The sequence below is a fragment of the Synergistota bacterium genome (assembly GCA_021159885.1).
GTDB lineage: Bacteria > Synergistota > GBS-1 > GBS-1 > GBS-1 > AUK310.
Window position 1 is genome coordinate 22030 of sequence record JAGHDO010000029.1, and the last position, 16601, is coordinate 38630.

General features: G+C 44.5%; 11 protein-coding genes and 1 tRNA gene. 4 read left to right on the plus strand and 8 right to left on the minus strand.

The window, feature by feature from the left end; translation table 11 throughout:
* Positions 1-110 precede the first annotated feature (110 nt).
* Both J7M13_02630 and J7M13_02635 read left to right on the plus strand, forming a co-directional pair.
* Positions 111-815 carry a hypothetical protein gene (locus J7M13_02630; protein MCD6362885.1) on the plus strand — a complete coding sequence of 235 codons (705 nt, stop codon included), beginning with the start codon at positions 111-113 and terminating at the stop codon, positions 813-815.
* A 4-nt stretch (positions 816-819) separates the two neighbouring features.
* Complete coding sequence (locus tag J7M13_02635; protein MCD6362886.1) at positions 820-1671, plus strand: prolipoprotein diacylglyceryl transferase; 852 nt, start codon at positions 820-822, stop codon at positions 1669-1671.
* Here J7M13_02635 and J7M13_02640 read toward each other — a convergent pair.
* Together J7M13_02640 and J7M13_02645 are read right to left on the minus strand one after the other, a co-directional pair.
* Positions 1561-3003, minus strand: a complete 1443-nt coding sequence (locus J7M13_02640; GenBank protein ID MCD6362887.1) for an excinuclease ABC subunit UvrC — start codon at positions 3001-3003, stop codon at positions 1561-1563. The genes J7M13_02635 and J7M13_02640 overlap by 111 nt on opposite strands.
* Before the next feature lie 44 nt (positions 3004-3047).
* Positions 3048-4001 (minus strand): hypothetical protein, encoded by a 954-nt coding sequence (locus J7M13_02645; GenBank protein MCD6362888.1) that lies wholly within the window; start codon positions 3999-4001, stop codon positions 3048-3050.
* Between the two features lie 76 nt (positions 4002-4077).
* Here J7M13_02645 and cysS point away from each other — a divergent pair, with 76 nt between their 5' ends.
* Positions 4078-5493, plus strand: a complete 1416-nt coding sequence (gene cysS / locus J7M13_02650; protein ID MCD6362889.1) for a cysteine--tRNA ligase — start codon at positions 4078-4080, stop codon at positions 5491-5493.
* A gap of 95 nt (positions 5494-5588) precedes the next feature.
* On the opposite strand, the gene J7M13_02655 is transcribed toward cysS, so the two are convergent.
* The 6 genes from J7M13_02655 to J7M13_02680 all read right to left on the minus strand — a co-directional run bounded on the left by J7M13_02655 (position 5589) and on the right by J7M13_02680 (position 16075).
* Positions 5589-5990 carry an S-adenosylmethionine decarboxylase proenzyme gene (locus J7M13_02655; protein MCD6362890.1) on the minus strand — a complete coding sequence of 134 codons (402 nt, stop codon included), beginning with the start codon at positions 5988-5990 and terminating at the stop codon, positions 5589-5591.
* A 176-nt stretch (positions 5991-6166) separates the two neighbouring features.
* On the minus strand, positions 6167-6595 hold the full coding sequence (locus tag J7M13_02660) for a YkgJ family cysteine cluster protein (GenBank protein ID MCD6362891.1): 429 nt from the start codon (positions 6593-6595) through the stop codon (positions 6167-6169).
* Complete coding sequence (locus tag J7M13_02665) at positions 6573-7328, minus strand: fumarylacetoacetate hydrolase family protein (protein MCD6362892.1); 756 nt, start codon at positions 7326-7328, stop codon at positions 6573-6575. Before J7M13_02665 ends, J7M13_02660 begins: the two co-directional genes overlap by 23 nt.
* Positions 7329-7374: 46 nt before the next feature.
* Entirely contained in the window at positions 7375-12390 is a 5016-nt protein-coding gene (gene rpoC / locus J7M13_02670) for a DNA-directed RNA polymerase subunit beta' (GenBank protein ID MCD6362893.1), read from the minus strand.
* Entirely contained in the window at positions 12380-15799 is a 3420-nt protein-coding gene (rpoB, locus tag J7M13_02675) for a DNA-directed RNA polymerase subunit beta (protein MCD6362894.1), read from the minus strand. Before rpoB ends, rpoC begins: the two co-directional genes overlap by 11 nt.
* Before the next feature lie 200 nt (positions 15800-15999).
* A tRNA-Arg gene (locus J7M13_02680) sits at positions 16000-16075 on the minus strand.
* Positions 16076-16414: 339 nt separating this feature from the next.
* Between J7M13_02680 and J7M13_02685 the strand changes: the two genes are divergently transcribed.
* The gene (locus J7M13_02685; protein ID MCD6362895.1) at positions 16415-16567 is read left to right on the plus strand and encodes a hypothetical protein; all 153 of its coding nucleotides are present in this window, start codon (positions 16415-16417) and stop codon (positions 16565-16567) included.
* The last annotated feature ends 34 nt before the right edge of the window (positions 16568-16601 follow it).

Sequence of the window (16601 nt, forward strand, 5' to 3'; positions counted from 1 at the left end):
CCCTCTCTACCTCCATCAAACATTATACTACATGCCCGAGATTGGAAATTTCCAAAAGGATATGTTATCATTAGTTAAGCTTTAAAACAAAGCCAGGGGGTGAAAGGAAAATGAGAAAAACCCATAGAAAGAAGATCATACTGCTGGGGATTATATTCTTACTTACTTTCTCAGCCATTCCGGCATATGCAGAGCTCAACCTGTTTATAGATAAACATACCGTCCGCGTCTACGATCCTGCGTTAAAGACGTGGTCAATACTGAACGACTTTAGCCCAACGGGATGGAGAAGCGGAAATTACTTCGCCCTTGTGTGGAATAAGCAGCATGCTTATATATATGATATCAGGATTCATCAATGGCATCCTTTGTTAAACTGCTCTCCGGTCAACGGTATAGTTAGAAATAAGCTCGCCATAGTTTGGAGTAAGAACAGAGCTTATGCATACGACGCAAATCTGAGACAGTGGATAGCAAAAGATACCGTGGATCCCATAACCGCTGCGAACGCTACGGATTCCTTTGCAGTAATAACGACTGTCGCCTCAGTATACCTTTATGACGCTTTTCTACGTCAATGGGTCGGCTTACAAGACATAGATCCTATAAATTGGGCTATGAATGATTATATGCTTTTGGTATGGAATAAGGATAATGCATATGTATATGATCTAACTCTTCATCAGTGGGCTACTGCAGAGGGAATTAAACCACAGAGTGGGATGGTTGAACCCAACCAAGCAGTGGTTTACACCGTAGATAAGGTCTTCTTCTACGACAGGTTCACCCATAGGTGGAAGGCAACTTATCGTTAAGAAAATGAGATACTATTTAGCACCAATAGTGCTTTTTCTCTCAACGCCGGTAGTACTTCACAAGGTTTTCGCAGGAGAGATAATAGTTAAGCCCTATCTGTTCAAAATAGGGAATTTTGAGCTTAGATGGTATGCGCTCTTGATAATAACCGGCTTTCTTTTAGGGGCTCGCTTGGTATACAAGCGAGCCCCTAAGTATGGCCTTAAGGCAAGAGATATAGACCAGCTTTTAATATTTGGATACATCGCAGGCTTAGTCGGAGCGAGGGCATACTATGTTATATTTCGCTGGGATTATTACTCAAAGAGACTCTGGGAAATCCCGGCTTTCTGGCACGGTGGATTAGCCATACACGGGGCTTGGATAGGAGCCCTCATAACCGCGATAATATTCGTAAGAGTAAAAAGAATTCCTTTCCTTCGCCTCGCGGATCTTTGCGTATTAGGCTTTCCACTGGCACAGAGTATAGGGCGATGGGGAAATTTCTTCAACTATGAAGCTTTTGGAACGCCAACGGATCTACCGTGGAAGCTTTTTATTCCTTACGGCGCGCGCCCACTTGCCTACAAATCTTTCTCGTATTTCCACCCAACATTCCTTTACGAATCGGCATGGGATCTCTTCGTTTTTATACATCTCCTACAGCTCGAGAAGAAAAATCCACCAACGGGAGCGCTCTTTTTTAGATACCTGCTTCTCTACTCAATTGGAAGGTTCTTCATAGAGTCTTTAAGAACAGACAGTTTATACCTCGGACATATCAGAGTTGCCCAGCTCGTCAGCTTGGTTTCTATCGCTATAGCTCTTTACTTTGAAAGAAGGATTCGAAAGAAAACCCTTTATAGTGAGAGCTAACTTTTTACCGATGCCATCAACCTTAGCTATCTCATCAACCGAGGCTTTCCTTATACCTTCTACCGACTTAAAGGTTCGAAGAAGGTTTTTAACTCTTTCCTTGCCAACACCAGGGATATCCTCAAGAGCCGTCTTAAGCAGGGATTTCTCCCTGAGCTTGCGATGATAGCTTATAGCGAATCTGTGTGCCTCATTTCTGACTCTTTGCAACACACGAAGCGCAGGAGAGTCCTCAGGGATCCTTAAGGGAGTAGAATTCTCGGGGAAGAAAACGAGCTCCTCTCTCTTGGCAAGCCCCACAAGCGGGATATCAATCCCAACCTCCTCTAAAGCCCTCTTAGCCGAGTTCACCTGTGTTACGCCTCCATCAATTAAAATCAGATCCGGAATTCCCTCATCACGATGTTTTCCATATCTTCTCCTGATTACTTCCGCAATCATAGCAGGGTCATCTATACCTTCTACATCCTTTATCTTATATCTCCTATACTTCCTTTTAAAGGGAACACCCCCATGAAAGCAGACGACAACGCCCACCGCCTCTCTTCCGTAAAGATTAGAGATATCTATCCCCTCGATAACATAGGGAAGCCTTTTTAGCCCAAGATAATCCCTAAGCTTTAAAAGGGCGGTTTCCAGATAATCCACGGGAGCTTCAAGAGGTATTCTCGGTTGCTTAAAAACTTTCTCCAAAGCTCTTATCTGGTCCCTTATTCTCGCCGCCTCTTCAAATCTGAGCTCCTTAGCAAGCCTTTCCATCTTCTCGGTAAGCTTGGCAATAAGCTCTCCTCTTCTACCTCCAAGAAATAGAGCGAGATCCTCAACCATTTTTCTATATTCCTGCTCCTTTATACCACCCACGCACGGTCCTTTACACTTGCCCATATAGTAATTTATGCAAGGTCTATCTCTCTTAACGAGGCGGGAACAGCTCCTTAAGGGATAGAACCTCTCAATAAATCTAAGAAGTTCCCTCATCTTCCTGACCTTGGTATAGGGACCAAAATAGAGATTGCCATCATCTTCCCTCAAAACCCTGGTTATCAGGATACGAGGAAATTCCTCGCTCATCGTCAAGCATACATATGGATATCTTATGCCATACTTAAGCATGGTGTTATACTTGGGCTTGTGCTTTCGTATAAGGTCCGCCTCCAGGATAAGAGCCTCAGCTTCCGTTTCAGTAGTTATATAAGTAAAAGAAGCTATTTCATCCACAAGTTTCCTTATCTTAGGGGAGAAATCAAACGAGCGCGTAAAATATGAGCTTACCCGCTTCTTCAATGAGCGGGATTTTCCAACATAGATAACTTCTCCTTTTCTGTTCAGCATGATATACACGCCAGGGCTCTCAGGAAGCCTTAACGCTTTCTCCTTTAACTCATCCCTAATTGCTCTCTCAGCCTCCTTACGCCTCGCTCAACTTCCGAAAGAATTTCGTTATAAAGCCTTTTCGTCGATGCGGATATACCGGAAAGAAGTCCCTCAACGGACCAGTCAAGAAGTTTCCTATCATCATAAGGCGTTCCATAGGCATCCGTTATGGGAATTCCAGCCTCGTTCATTATCAGATTTATGGCTGAAAGATCATAGGGAAACAGCCCAACTGGTTTGCCTCCCGTTATCCTGTGAAACTTTTCCCTCAAAACGGGGAAATCCCTGTACAGCCTGTTTCCTATATCAACCCAGGCGTGGAACTGACCCGTTAATATCCTGCTTAGGGAGTAGGTGCAGCTGTTTAAAACGAAGAACCCTCCTCTCATCGCTGACCTATTTATAAGCTCCTCCATAGATATGGAAACCCACTGAGCAGGTCTTCCAACAAAGCCCAGGCTCCAGAACAAACCATCAAGGCTATCGGGCTCAACCGGATTAGGATCGTATATTTTCCCTTCCTCCACTATCCAAGCTCCCCTTCCCTTCTCCGCCCAAAAAGCCCTGTCATCCTTAAGCTCGAGAAGACAGCCCAAGAAGACATCTTTATATTTAGCATCTTCAGAATAATGACTCACTGCAACCGAAACCGTACAGGTTTCAAGCCCCGCTGCGGCAGGTCGAGTCCCATCTATAGGATCTATGATCAGGAGATAATCAGGATTACCGCTTTTAACCAATCCTTTATCCTCCGTGCAATAAGCTACCTCTCCTCTTTCAACAAAGGGTTTTAATATACGCTCAACCTCTCGCTCTGCAACCAGGTCTATTCTATAGCTCACATCTCCGCTATAGGCTATCTTCTCTATTCTTTTAGCAAGCTTTGTTCCCAGAAAGGGCTTAACCGCACTTTTGACACCATGAGTTAGCTCCTCAAGCAGTTTCTTAAGATCCAATTAAGCGTCACCTCCTTAGAATTTCCCTCCCATTATATATGCTATAATTATTCCAATCAAGGAGGTGAAAAAGCTTATGGGAATAGTCGTTCAAAACACCTTAACAAAAAGGAAGGAACCTTTTAAAACAATAGAGTCAGGAAAGGTAAGAATGTACGTATGTGGTCCAACGGTTTACAACTACTTTCACATAGGAAACGCACGGCCTTTTTGCATATTCGATGTAATAAGAAGATATTTGGAGTACAGAGGATACAACGTTATATACGTCCAGAATTTTACTGATATAGACGACAAGATAATAAAAAGAGCGAAAGAAGAAGGCAAAAGTTGGAAAGAGATAGCTGAAATCTATATCGAAGCGTATTTCGAGGATGCGGATGCGCTTAAGATAAAGAGAGCAACGCACTATCCCAAAGCCACAGAGCATATAAAGGAGATGATAGAACTGATTCAGAAGCTCATAGATAGGGGACACGCATATGTGGTAGAGGGCGATGTATATTACGATGTGTTAAGTTTTCCCGAATATGGAAAGCTTTCAGGAAAAGCGATAGATGAGCTTGAAGCCGGAGCGAGGATTGAGCCGGACCCCCGAAAGAAAAATCCTTTGGACTTTGCCCTCTGGAAAAGAGCAAAAGAGGGAGAACCTTACTGGGAAAGCCCCTGGGGAAAAGGAAGGCCTGGCTGGCACATAGAATGCTCCGCGATGTCGATGAAATACCTCGGTGAGACGCTCGACATTCACGCTGGAGGGGAGGACCTCATATTCCCCCATCACGAGAACGAGATAGCCCAAAGCGAGGGAGCCACCGGAAAGACATTCTGCAATTACTGGCTTCACAATGGATATCTCCTGATAAATGAGGAGAAGATGTCCAAATCGCTCGGGAATATATTAACCGCAAGAGAATTAAGGCAGAGATATCCCGCAGAGGTCTTAAGAACCTTTATGCTATCCGCCCACTATAGGCATCCTATAAACTTCAGCGATGAAAGCATAAGGCAGGCAGAAGGCGGGCAAAGAAGGATTCAAAACGCTTTTTTAACTCTTAAGGAAGCGCTATCCTCAAGCGAGCTATCCTCACCTTCATCGGGCGAGGATTACGAGTTTGAAGAAGAGGTAGAGCGAGCCAGAGCAAAGTTTGAGGAAAGTATGGATGATGACTTTAACACCCCGGAAGCCTTAGGAAGCATATTCGAGCTCGTGAAAAACACAAATTCGTATCTCAGAGAAACCCTAAATCCCAAGAAGAAACCGCTTGAGAAAGCGATAAGATTCTTAGAAGCGGTAAACGACGTTTTCGGAATAATAAGAACCGAGGAAAAGCTTCCCATGGATTTAAGCGAAATAGAGCGACTGATCAAAGAAAGAGAACAGGCACGTAAGGAGAAAAACTGGGAAAAGGCAGATTCGATAAGGGACTTCCTCCTTTCAAAGGGAATCATACTTGAGGACACACCAGGAGGAACGAGATGGAGAGTGAAATAGAAAATAGGCCTGCCTCCTTCGCTTGAAGGAGGCAGGCCTAAGAGGTGCCACCATGCAAAACCTAAGCTTACCCTCTCCAAAGGAGGGGGTTTTCCTTAAGACGTCACCTCGTTCAAAAATCTTGTAGGAGTTAGATCTCTTAACTGACCTCTTTGAACCTCCAAAGTAGTTACCTTCTTGCTCTCCAAAACCTCTGTAAGATAATCAAATGCCTTCCAGGGGTCTGCGGTATCACCGCAGGTAAACAAATCGATGGCCGCGTAACCGTACTCAGGCCAGGTATGGATGGCCAGGTGGGACTCCGAGATCACTACCACACCGCTCACCCCGTACGGTTGGAACTTTCTGAATACGACGTCGACTACCTCAGCGCCGGTTCTGGTAGCGGCCTCAACCATGGCCTCCTGTAAGAATTGGAGGTTATCGAGTACCTCAGGATTGCACTCGTAAGCCTCCACCAGGACATGCCTGCCCAAGCCCTTGCCGGTTACTTTCAATCCAACCCCCTCCTTTCATTTTCATGCTTTTGCAAAATTTAAAACGGGAAGCCGCCCTGCTTCCAGGACTCAACCCCCCGTCCTTATTCACACTAAGAATAATTATAACTACCTTCTTTCCTATGTCAACACCTTTTTTACGAATTTTAAAGCTATTTTTAAATTCCCACAGAAAATCAAAGCCTATATGCCATCGGTTGACCAAATGCTATTTTCTCTATCTCATCTGCGCTGTATAGTCTTCCCCTATTCATACCGGGACACTCCCGAGCAAAACTCTCCCACCTTTTTCTCGAGATAATTATAGAAGGCCAGAAAGGATAGCTCCTACACTGCGCAGGTCGAACCTCATATATCGTGCATCTTGCGCTATCTTCATCATAGAAAATACAGCTTCCGTTATACCTTTCCTTTAGAGACCAATCTCCATCAACCGATCTCATATACTTTTTTATGAAATCTAAAAGAGGTAGCCCCAGGTAAGCCGCTATCCTCTCGGCCTCCCTGAGGCTACACCATACATACCCCGGCGCTCCCCTACAGCACCTTCCACAACCTATGCACTCAAATCTTAAGCCGGATTCATACCATCTCTTCCTTGACATAGTTAATGAGTTTCCCTATACCTTCTATCTCAACCACAACTTCATCTCCATCCTTTATCGGGCCTATTCCAGAAGGTGTTCCAGTTGCTATCACATCACCTGGTTCCAGAGTCATTACCCTTGAAACAAAGGAAACCACCTGATAAACGTTAAAAATCATCCTTGAGGTCCTGCTACTTTGCCGAATCTCCCCATTCAGGTAGAGCTTTATAGCGAGATCGGATGGATCCAGCTCCATGGATATCCAAGGTCCCACCGGTGCAAAGGTATCAAAGGACTTCGAGCGTGTCCACTGACCATCTTTCTTCTGCAAGTGTCTCGCAGTAACATCATTAAAGCATGTATAGCCCAAAATATATTCGGAAGCCTTTTCCTCACTAACGTTCTTACACTTTCTTCCTATGACTACAGCGAGCTCAGCCTCATAGTCAACTCTTCCTACTCCTTTGGGAATCAAAATGGTTTCACCGCTTCCTATAACCGCGGAAGGGGGCTTAAGGAATATAAGCGGTTCATCAGGTACAGGTAAACCGGTCTCCTCAGCGTGATCCTTGTAATTCAAGCCAAGAGCCACTATCTTAGTGGGAGAAATCGGCGACAGCATCCTCACATCTGAGAAGGAAACTTCGTCTTCCGCCTCCACGTTTTCCACGATATCGCTTAAAGAGCTTCCCCTTAAAAGTTTTATTCTTTCCCCTTCGACCAAACCCCATCTTTCTCTCCCATCGAGCATAAAGCGTGCCATGAAAGCCAAGCATTTTCACTCCCTTCAGAGAAAGTTATTCAGCAGCAATTTTCTCCACAGGTTCAACGGGATGCTCCTCCCTTATAAGATCTCCCCTTTCTTTAATCCTCACCTTTCTGTATATATCCAGACCGGTACCAGCCGGTATAAGGTGCCCAATGATCACGTTCTCCTTAAGACCCAAGAGAGGATCATAGGCTCCCTTGACCGCAGCAGACGTTAAAACTTGAGCGGTTTGCTGGAAGGATGCAGCAGAAAGGAAGCTATCGGTAGTTAACGCAGCCTTGGTTATACCCTGAAGAAGTGGTTTTACAACGGGTTTTCTACGCTGACGCCTCACATAGCCCACCTTTTGCTCAAGCTGATATGAAACCGCGCCAGAAAGGAGACTTCTTACTACAAGCTCATTTACAGGTAGCTGAGCGATTTCATGAAGCGTTTTTTGATTTAGCTCCTGACCCGCAGGGAAGATTTCATTGCCTTCGCTATTCAAAAGAGGTTGTGCCAGTATCTTACCGTATACTTCATCCGTTAATATGTTCATCTTAGCTTCAACGAGATCTATCATTTTCCCATCAATCTCAATGACCGGAAGATTCAAATCAAGTATGGCATCTATAATATCAGCCGAGTCAACCCTTGTTCCCTTTTCAATTGCAACTTCTTCTCCTCTGGTTAGATCAGAAGTGATAACTCCTCCCCATATCGTGGTAAAGAGATAGTTTCTCAGCTTATCCCTTAGAGAAACGGTTTCCACTCTTCTCCAAACCTTTATTTCCTTAACTCTGCTATTCGCTATAAGCTCTATATGATCATGAGAAATCAACGTATCCGCAGGCAGAATCTCCTTACCAGTGTCGACATCCACAACAGGCTCAGAAGTTATCTCACCCACAAGATCCTTAAGAATGCTCTCATCGCGTATCAAAATCTGCCTGATGTCGCTATCGAGAATCCTATTAAGTAGATCTCTGGTTATGATGTCCCCATCTTCCGCTACTACATTACCATCCGCATCAAATACGGGTTCCGCGAGAACCTTGTTTAACACCCTTTGAGAGAACTCAAGCTCACCGAATACTACCCTTAATGGGGATTCTCCATCCTCAATAACGACTTCCTTAACCGTGCAATCTGGAGAGCTCAAACGCATAACATCTCCTTCTTCAAGGACATCCCCTTTATGGAGCCTTATACCATCATCACTCTTTTCCTTAACGGTCTCTTCCACCTTCTTACCAACGAGTATACTTAAGTTTTCCTCGGTTATCTTCCTGTTCTCAATCTCTATGAATTTCTCTATAGCTTCGAGATCTTCAGTATATATGACTTCTCCCGGCAGGAGATGAGTGTCCCCCTCACTAACGACCCTTACCTTATTTGGAGGCACTATTTTCCTTATTATCGTCTCTATATGCCTATCGTTTATAACAACCCCCTGAGCCCTATAAACCATCTGAATCTGATCAACGAGATACCTTTGCACCGCACCAACGCCCTGGATAGCCAAAATCTCCTGAGGATCAAGATCTCCTTCTGTCAAGAGATCTCCCTTCTTAACTTCATCACCTTCGTCAACGAGCAAGCTAAGAGTAATTGGTATGTTGTAGACCTTCTTAATACCGCTTTCTGACTCAAGCGTAAGCTTATATTTCCCATCCTGCTGTTTAATCTCAGAAATCACTCCATCAAATTCCGCTATAAAAGCAGCTCTCTTAGGTCTTCTAACCTCAAACAGCTGCTCAGCTCTCGGCAGACCTTGCGTTATATCCTCACCGGTTCTAACTCCTCCGGTGTGGAAGGTTCTCATAGTAAGCTGAGTTCCCGGCTCTCCTATAGACTGAGCGGCAACAATTCCTACGGCTTCTCCAAGGTCAACCCTTCTTCCTGTTGCAAGGTTTCTGCCATAGCACTTGGCGCATACTCCATGGCGAAGCGAGCAGGTTAAAGGCGATCTGACCCTAACCTTTTTTATGCCCGCTTTAACTATAAGATTAGCCTTTTCCTCCGTAATTTCCTCTCCTTTAGGAACGATAACCTCACCGGTTTTAGGATTAACTATGTCCTCAGCAGCATACCTGCCGATTATCCGTTCCTCAAGTGGGATTACAACCTTTCCGCCTTTTATTAGAGCAGATATTTCTATGCCCTTGTCTGTTCCACAATCTTCACTTCTGACAATTATATCCTGAGCCACATCTACGAGTCTCCTCGTTAAATACCCAGATTTCGCGGTTCTTAAGGCGGTATCAGCCAAACCTTTTCTTGCACCATGGGTGGATATAAAGTACTCGAGAACGCTCAAGCCTTCTCTAAAGTTAGATCTTATTGGGAACTCTATGACCCTTCCAGAAGGATCCATCATCAAGCCCCTTATGCCCGCCATCTGTCCAAGCTGAGCTCGACTACCTCTCGCTCCCGAGGAAACCATCATACCGAGCGGATTGAGAACATCCATTTCCTTCAGGGCGAGTTCCGTCATTCTATTCACCACTCCACTCCAGATTCTCTCTTTCTCCCGAATCTTTTCCTCCTCGGTTATAACGCCTCTTTTAAATCTCTCATCCACTATTCTCGTTCTCTCATCGGCTTCCTTAAGCATCTCAGCTTTATGATAAGGAATATGAACATCATCTATAGAAATAGTTAGCCCCATCTGCGTAGCCATATGAAAACCAACTTCCTTTATCTTATCCAGAAGCTCAACCATAACCGCCTGACCGCACTCCTTATAACAGCGCCCCAGGATACCCGCCAGCTTCTTTTTATCTATAAGCTCATTCACAAAGCGCAATCTTTTAGGAAGAAGACTGTTGAAGTAAACCCTCCCCACGGTAGTCTTAAACCAGCCGTCTTCCACAGGAGAAACCTCCACTTCACCGTCCTCAAACTTCACACAGCCATTCTTAGCCTTAAGATATATAGGTGCATGAAGATGAACCAATTTATGCTCGTAAGCAAGAAGTACCTCCTCAGCAGTTACAAACCTTCTGCCCTCACCCTTAACTCCGCTTCTTTCCGTAGTAAGGTAATAGCAACCTATAACCATATCCTGGGTCGGCGTCACAATAGGAATTCCATTAGCCGGTGAGAGCAGATTATTAGCCGATAGCATAATAATTCTTCCCTCAGCCTGAGCTTCAAGGGAAAGTGGAACATGAACTGCCATTTGGTCTCCATCGAAATCCGCGTTGAATGCGGTACATATAAGAGGATGTATCCTTATAGCCTTCCCCTCAGTTAATACCGGCTCAAAAGCCTGAATGCTCAATCTATGGAGCGTAGGAGCACGGTTTAAAAGAACCGGGTGCTCTTTTATGACTTCCTCCAATACATCCCAAACCTCTGTTTTTCCCCGCTCTATCATTCTACGAGCACTCTTTATATTCGGAACGATCCCTTTCTCAACAAGTCTTCTCATAACGAACGGCTTAAACAGCTCAAGAGCCATTTGTCTTGGAAGCCCGCACTGATAGAGCTTAAGATTTGGACCTATAACTATAACGGATCTACCAGAGTAATCCACACGCTTTCCCAAAAGATTTTGGCGGAATCTACCTTTTTTGCCTCTAAGCATATCCGTAAGTGATTTCAAAGCTCTATTTCCGGGACCTAAAACAGGCCTGGATCTCCTACCGTTATCGAGAAGGGCATCAACCGCTTCTTGAAGCATCCTCTTCTCATTTCTAACTATGATCTCAGGAGCCCTCAAGGAAAGAAGCTTCTTCAATCGATTATTCCTGTTTATAACCCTCCTGTAAAGATCGTTAAGATCAGATGTCGCAAATCTACCTCCATCGAGCTGAACCATAGGCCTAAGCTCAGGAGGTATTACCGGAAGAACATCAAGCACCATCCACTCTGGCTTATTGCCGGAATATCTAAACGCTTCAACAACTTCAAGCCTCTTTATAAGCTTACTCTTCTTCTGGCCAGTAGACTCCTTTATCTGAAGCCTTAGCTCCTCAGCCAAATGATCCAAATCCAAATTCTGAAGGAGCTTCTTTATAGCCTCCGCTCCAACCCCAGCTTCAAAAGACGGATCATATCTCCTACAGAGCTCGTACTCGCTCTCCACGATAATATCTCCCTGCTTAAAGGGAGAGCTCCCTGGATTTATGACTATATAGCACGTTTCCTCAAAATTAGCATTTTCTAATCGCGTTCTAAACTTATCCTCATACTTCTTTCTATAAAGCTCGTATTCTGAAGCGCTCAGAAAATCGCCTTTCCTAAAAGGTATTTTAAGAACTTTCGTTATTATCCTCGTTTCCTCTCCCCTGAGTAAGAAAGGCTCAGCTCTTACCTTATCCTCTCCCACATTCTCGAGAATCGAGCTATATTCTGAAAGAGGAACCAAATCCCCCACCCTATAAGGAATTCCCGTTACGGATTCGTCTATCTCAACTATTTCATAGCATGGTTCCCCTTCAACCATATCACCAAACTCTGCTTTAAGACGCTCGAGCTGGGTAGCGGTGATAACCTCTCCTTTCTCCAGAGGTATCTCCGTAACATCTACAACCCTATAAGCCTCCTCCGCCTTAAACTGCTTATCAAAATGAGCGTGAATCCTATATTGGGAACCAGTAATTATATCTCCCCTTTTGCAAATCCCTCTGCTTTCATTCATCACCTTATAGAGCTGTTCTCTTTTACGGAGAGAAGCGAAGTAAACAACTTTTTCCAAGTCCTTAGACGGGATACCGAGAAGAAGACTCAGCTTGCTCGGAATACCCTTGAGATACCAGATATGAACCACAGGAACCGCGAGCTCTATATGTCCCATGCGTTCTCTTCTAACCCTCGATTCCGTAACCTCAACACCACATCTTTCGCAGACTATTCCCTTATACTTTATATGCTTATATTTTCCGCAATAACATTCATAATCACGCGTGGGGCCAAAGATTCTCTCACAGAAGAGCCCGTCTCTCTCAGGCTTTAAAGTTCTATAGTTAATGGTCTCCGGCTTTCTGACCTCTCCCCGAGACCACTTCCTTATCTGATCTGGGGAAGCAAGCTTTATCTTTATACCCTTAATCTCCATTGCCGGCTATCCCTCCCTTTTCCTCTTCCTCTCTCCCAGGGTTTTCCCTCTCCTTTTCCTCCTCTTCTTCGAGCTCAACCTCCACATCGAGGCAGAGCCCCTGAAGCTCCTTAACGAGAACCTTGAACGATTCCGGAAGCCCAGGCTCCACCACATGCTCCCCTTTCACGATAGCCTCATAAGTCTTTATCCTTCCGGTTATGTCATCAGACTTTATAGTAAGCATCTCTTGCAAGGTATAAGCCGCTCCATACCCTTCGAGAGCCCACACCTCCATCTCACCAAACCTCTGCCCTCCGAACTGCGCTTTACCTCCAAGAGGTTGCTGAGTTATAAGGGAGTATGGCCCCGTGGAACGCGCATGTATCTTATCATCAACCATATGAATTAGCTTCATCATGTACATGTATCCTACCGTTATCTCCTGATCAAACGGCTCTCCCGTCCTTCCATCGTAAAGAATGGTTTTACCGTTAGGCTTAAACCATACTTTCGTCTCAGAGATCTTTTTCAATCCCTCGAAGATATCCTCTTCCTTAGCACCATCAAATACGGGACAGGCAACGTAAATGCCAAGTTCCTTTGCCATCAAGCCAAGATGAGTTTCCAAAACTTGACCAAGATTCATTCTCGATGGAACCCCAAGAGGATTTAAAACCACATCTACAGGAGTACCATCCGGAAGATATGGCATATCCTCTACAGGTAATATCTTAGATATAACCCCCTTATTTCCATGCCTCCCCGCCATCTTATCCCCAACGGATATTTTTCGAATTTGAGCAACGTATACCCTCACAAGCTTATTAACACCAGGTGGAAGCTCATCATTGTTTTCCCTCGAGAAGACTTTAACATCTACAACCTTCCCCCCCTCTCCATGAGGGACTCTCAGAGAGGTATCTCTCACTTCCCTTGCTTTTTCCCCAAAAATTGCCCTTAAGAGCCTTTCTTCCGGCGTGAGATCCGTCTCCCCCTTAGGTGTAACCTTACCGACGAGAATATCTCCCGCCTTTACCTCTGCTCCTATCCTAACGATGCCGTTTTCATCAAGGTTTTTCAAAGCATCTTCCCCAACGTTTGGTATATCTCTCGTAATTTCTTCCGGACCAAGCTTGGTCTCCCGCGCTTCGACCTCATACTCCTCTATATGTATGGAAGTATAGAGATCCTCCTTAACGAGACGCTCACTTATAAGTATAGCGTCCTCAAAGTTATAGCCCTCCCATGGCATAAAAGCTATAAGGACGTTATTTCCTAGCGCAAGCTCTCCTCCCTCGGTAGCCATGCCATCAGCAATGATCTCCCCTGCTTTCACCACATCTCCCTTTTTAACAAGAGGCCTTTGATTTAAGCACGTTCCCTGATTTGATCTCTTGAACTTTAAAAGCTCATATCTATCTTTCTCACCATCGGGCGTTCTTATAACTATCTCGTCAGCACATACCCTTTCCACTACTCCCCCCCTCTTAGCAACGACGACGGTTCCCGAATCCAGAGCTGCTTTGGTTTCCATACCAGTACCTATCAGGGGAGCCTCTGGCTTGATCAATGGAACCGCCTGACGCTGCATGTTAGATCCCATGAGAGCTCTATTCGCATCGTCATGCTCCAAGAAGGGAATCAACGATGTAGAAACACTAAAAACCTGCTTGGGAGAGATATCCATGAAATCCACCATCTTGGCATCGACCCACTCTATCTCTCCCCTATACCTAACTATTACCTTTTCATCCTTAAAGAAACCATTCTCATCAACTGGCGTATTAGCCTGAGCTATATAGTACTTATCCTCCTCATCCGCGGTAAGATAAACCACCTCATCTGTAACCTTCCCATCTACCACCTTTCTATAAGGAGTCTCTATAAAGCCAAATTCATTTACCCGAGCATAGGTACTCAATGAAGTAACGAGACCGATATTAGGCCCCTCTGGGGTCTCTATAGGACAGATTCTTCCATAATGAGTGTAATGAACATCTCTAACCTCAAACCCCGCTCGCTCTCTCGTTAATCCACCTGGACCGAGTGCACTTAGTCTTCTCCTGTGTGTGAGCTCCGCAAGAGGATTCGTCTGATCCATAAATTGAGATAGTTGACTCGAACCGAAAAACTCCTTTACAGCAGCTATAACAGGCCTAACATTCATCAAAACCTGAGGAGTAGCAGCCGCTATATTAGGTTGAATTGTCATTCTCTCCTTAACGATCCTCTCAACCCTCAGAAGCCCTATCCTAAATTGATTCTGAAGAAGCTCTCCTACCGATCTAACCCTTCTATTGCCAAGATGATCTATATCATCGACTTCTCCTTTGCCATCTCTAAGCTGAAGAAGATAGTCCACTATCCCACAAATATCTTCCTTCTGAAGAGTTATAACATCCAAGGGGATATCCAACCCAAGCTTCTTATTAAGTTTGAACCTTCCGACTTTTCCAAGATTGTACCTTCTCGGATCGAAGAAGAGAGCCTGCGCGAGAAGCTTAGCATTCTCGAGTCTGGCTGGTTCACTTGGTCTGAGTCTCCTAAACAGATCTATAAGAGCATCCTCCATAGTAATCGTAGGATCTCTCTCCAAAGTGTTAACTATAGCAGAGTCAAGCTTATAAAGGACAACACTCGTTATATCTCTCTCAAAAAGGAGCTCAAGAGTTTCTTTGGTTATCCTCTCTCCCCTTTTGATAAGAAGCTCCCCCGTTTCAGGATCTAAAACGGACTCCGCTACTATTTTTCCCCTAACAAGGTCTTCAGTTATTTCGGTCTCGTAAATCCCCTCTGAAAAGTATTCAAGTATTTCTTGATTATCCTTAAAACCGAGAACCTTAAGAAGAAGGGTAACAGGGACCTTTTTCCTTCTATCCACCTTAACGGATATTACTTCACCGGGAGTTAGATCGAACTCAAGCCACGCCCCTCTGTCCGGAATGAGGCGTGCGGTGAAGATCTCTCTTCCCTGAGTTCCTATCTCCTTATCAAAATATACTCCTGGAGATCTTATAAGCTGGTTAACTATCACCCTTTCCGTGCCGTTAACTATAAAAGTTCCCCTCTCCGTCATTACAGGGAGATCCCCCATATAAACATCTTCTTCTTTTACCTCACCGGTCTCGCGATTAACGAGCCTCAGTTTGACGAACAGAGGGGCTTGATAGGAAAGGTCCTTTTCTTTAGCCTCTAGTTCGCTGCACTTGGGCTCTCCAAGATAATAATCAACAAATTCTAATACAACATCTCCCTTAAAACTCTCGATAGGAAAGATCTCATTAAAGACTTCTCTAAGACCTTCCTCGAGGAACCACTTGAAGGAGTTCCGCTGAACCTCGATCAAATCGGGGAGTGGTAAAACATCCTTCGACTTACCGTAACAAAGCCTTTTCCTTCCCTTTCCAACCTCGATAAATTTCTCCATGCAAAAAATCACCTCTCAGGGTAACAAGCTTGGGAAGGACATCTTAAACAACAAGTTATGATACTAACAGAAGGAAATAAAAAATGCCAATAGGGAGGAAACCACAGCACCTGAGGAAAAATCGGGGTTTACCTCTCTTTTCTCCTTTTTCCCATGCATTACGCACCTTTGCTCCTAAAATCTATATTTTCCTTGAAAACTGGCGTGCCTGGCGGGAGTCGAACCCGCGACCTTTGGATCCGGAGTCCAACGCTCTATCCACTGAGCTACAGGCACGCTCACTTACTTAAAAGATTACACCAAATGGGTTCTAATGTCAACCACTTGAAGAAGTGAAAGACATTTGCTATCTTAGATCAAGATGAGCGTGGGACAGATAATCCTGATACTAACAACGGGAGTATTAGCTGGCTTTATATTTATATTGGCTTTTACGTAGGATTCATTCAAGCAGGGGGTTGGCTTCTTTTCTCACCTTTGCTCTCGTAACTGCCAGTGGACATGACCTCCTGCACACGAACGCTATTAAGATGGCGATAGTCCATAGTCCTCGTATATACCATTTTCAGCGTCATTCTCTTTTTAAGTCATGGAATAATAGAGTTTAGATCCGGCTTGTTACTCACCGCGGGAAACGTGGTAGGAGCTTATATAGGAACCCGTATAGCTATAAAGAGGGGAAATAAATTCTTGAGAATTGCTCTCTTCGTTATGCTTATGGTAAGTGCCGTGAAAATGCTGTTCGACGTTTTAAAAACGGTCTATTAGATTCATAAGCTTTATGATAAAATTTTTAATAAGG

Coding starts and splice junctions, on each gene's coding strand:
- J7M13_02630 (MCD6362885.1), top strand. CDS start 111: ATGAGAAAAACCCATAGAAAGAAGATCATACTGCTGGGGATTATATTC.
- J7M13_02635 (MCD6362886.1), top strand. CDS start 820: ATGAGATACTATTTAGCACCAATAGTGCTTTTTCTCTCAACGCCGGTA.
- J7M13_02640 (MCD6362887.1), bottom strand. CDS start 3,003: ATGCTGAACAGAAAAGGAGAAGTTATCTATGTTGGAAAATCCCGCTCA.
- cysS (MCD6362889.1), top strand. CDS start 4,078: ATGGGAATAGTCGTTCAAAACACCTTAACAAAAAGGAAGGAACCTTTT.
- J7M13_02660 (MCD6362891.1), bottom strand. CDS start 6,595: ATGTCAAGGAAGAGATGGTATGAATCCGGCTTAAGATTTGAGTGCATA.
- J7M13_02665 (MCD6362892.1), bottom strand. CDS start 7,328: ATGCTCGATGGGAGAGAAAGATGGGGTTTGGTCGAAGGGGAAAGAATA.
- rpoC (MCD6362893.1), bottom strand. CDS start 12,390: ATGGAGATTAAGGGTATAAAGATAAAGCTTGCTTCCCCAGATCAGATA.
- rpoB (MCD6362894.1), bottom strand. CDS start 15,799: ATGGAGAAATTTATCGAGGTTGGAAAGGGAAGGAAAAGGCTTTGTTAC.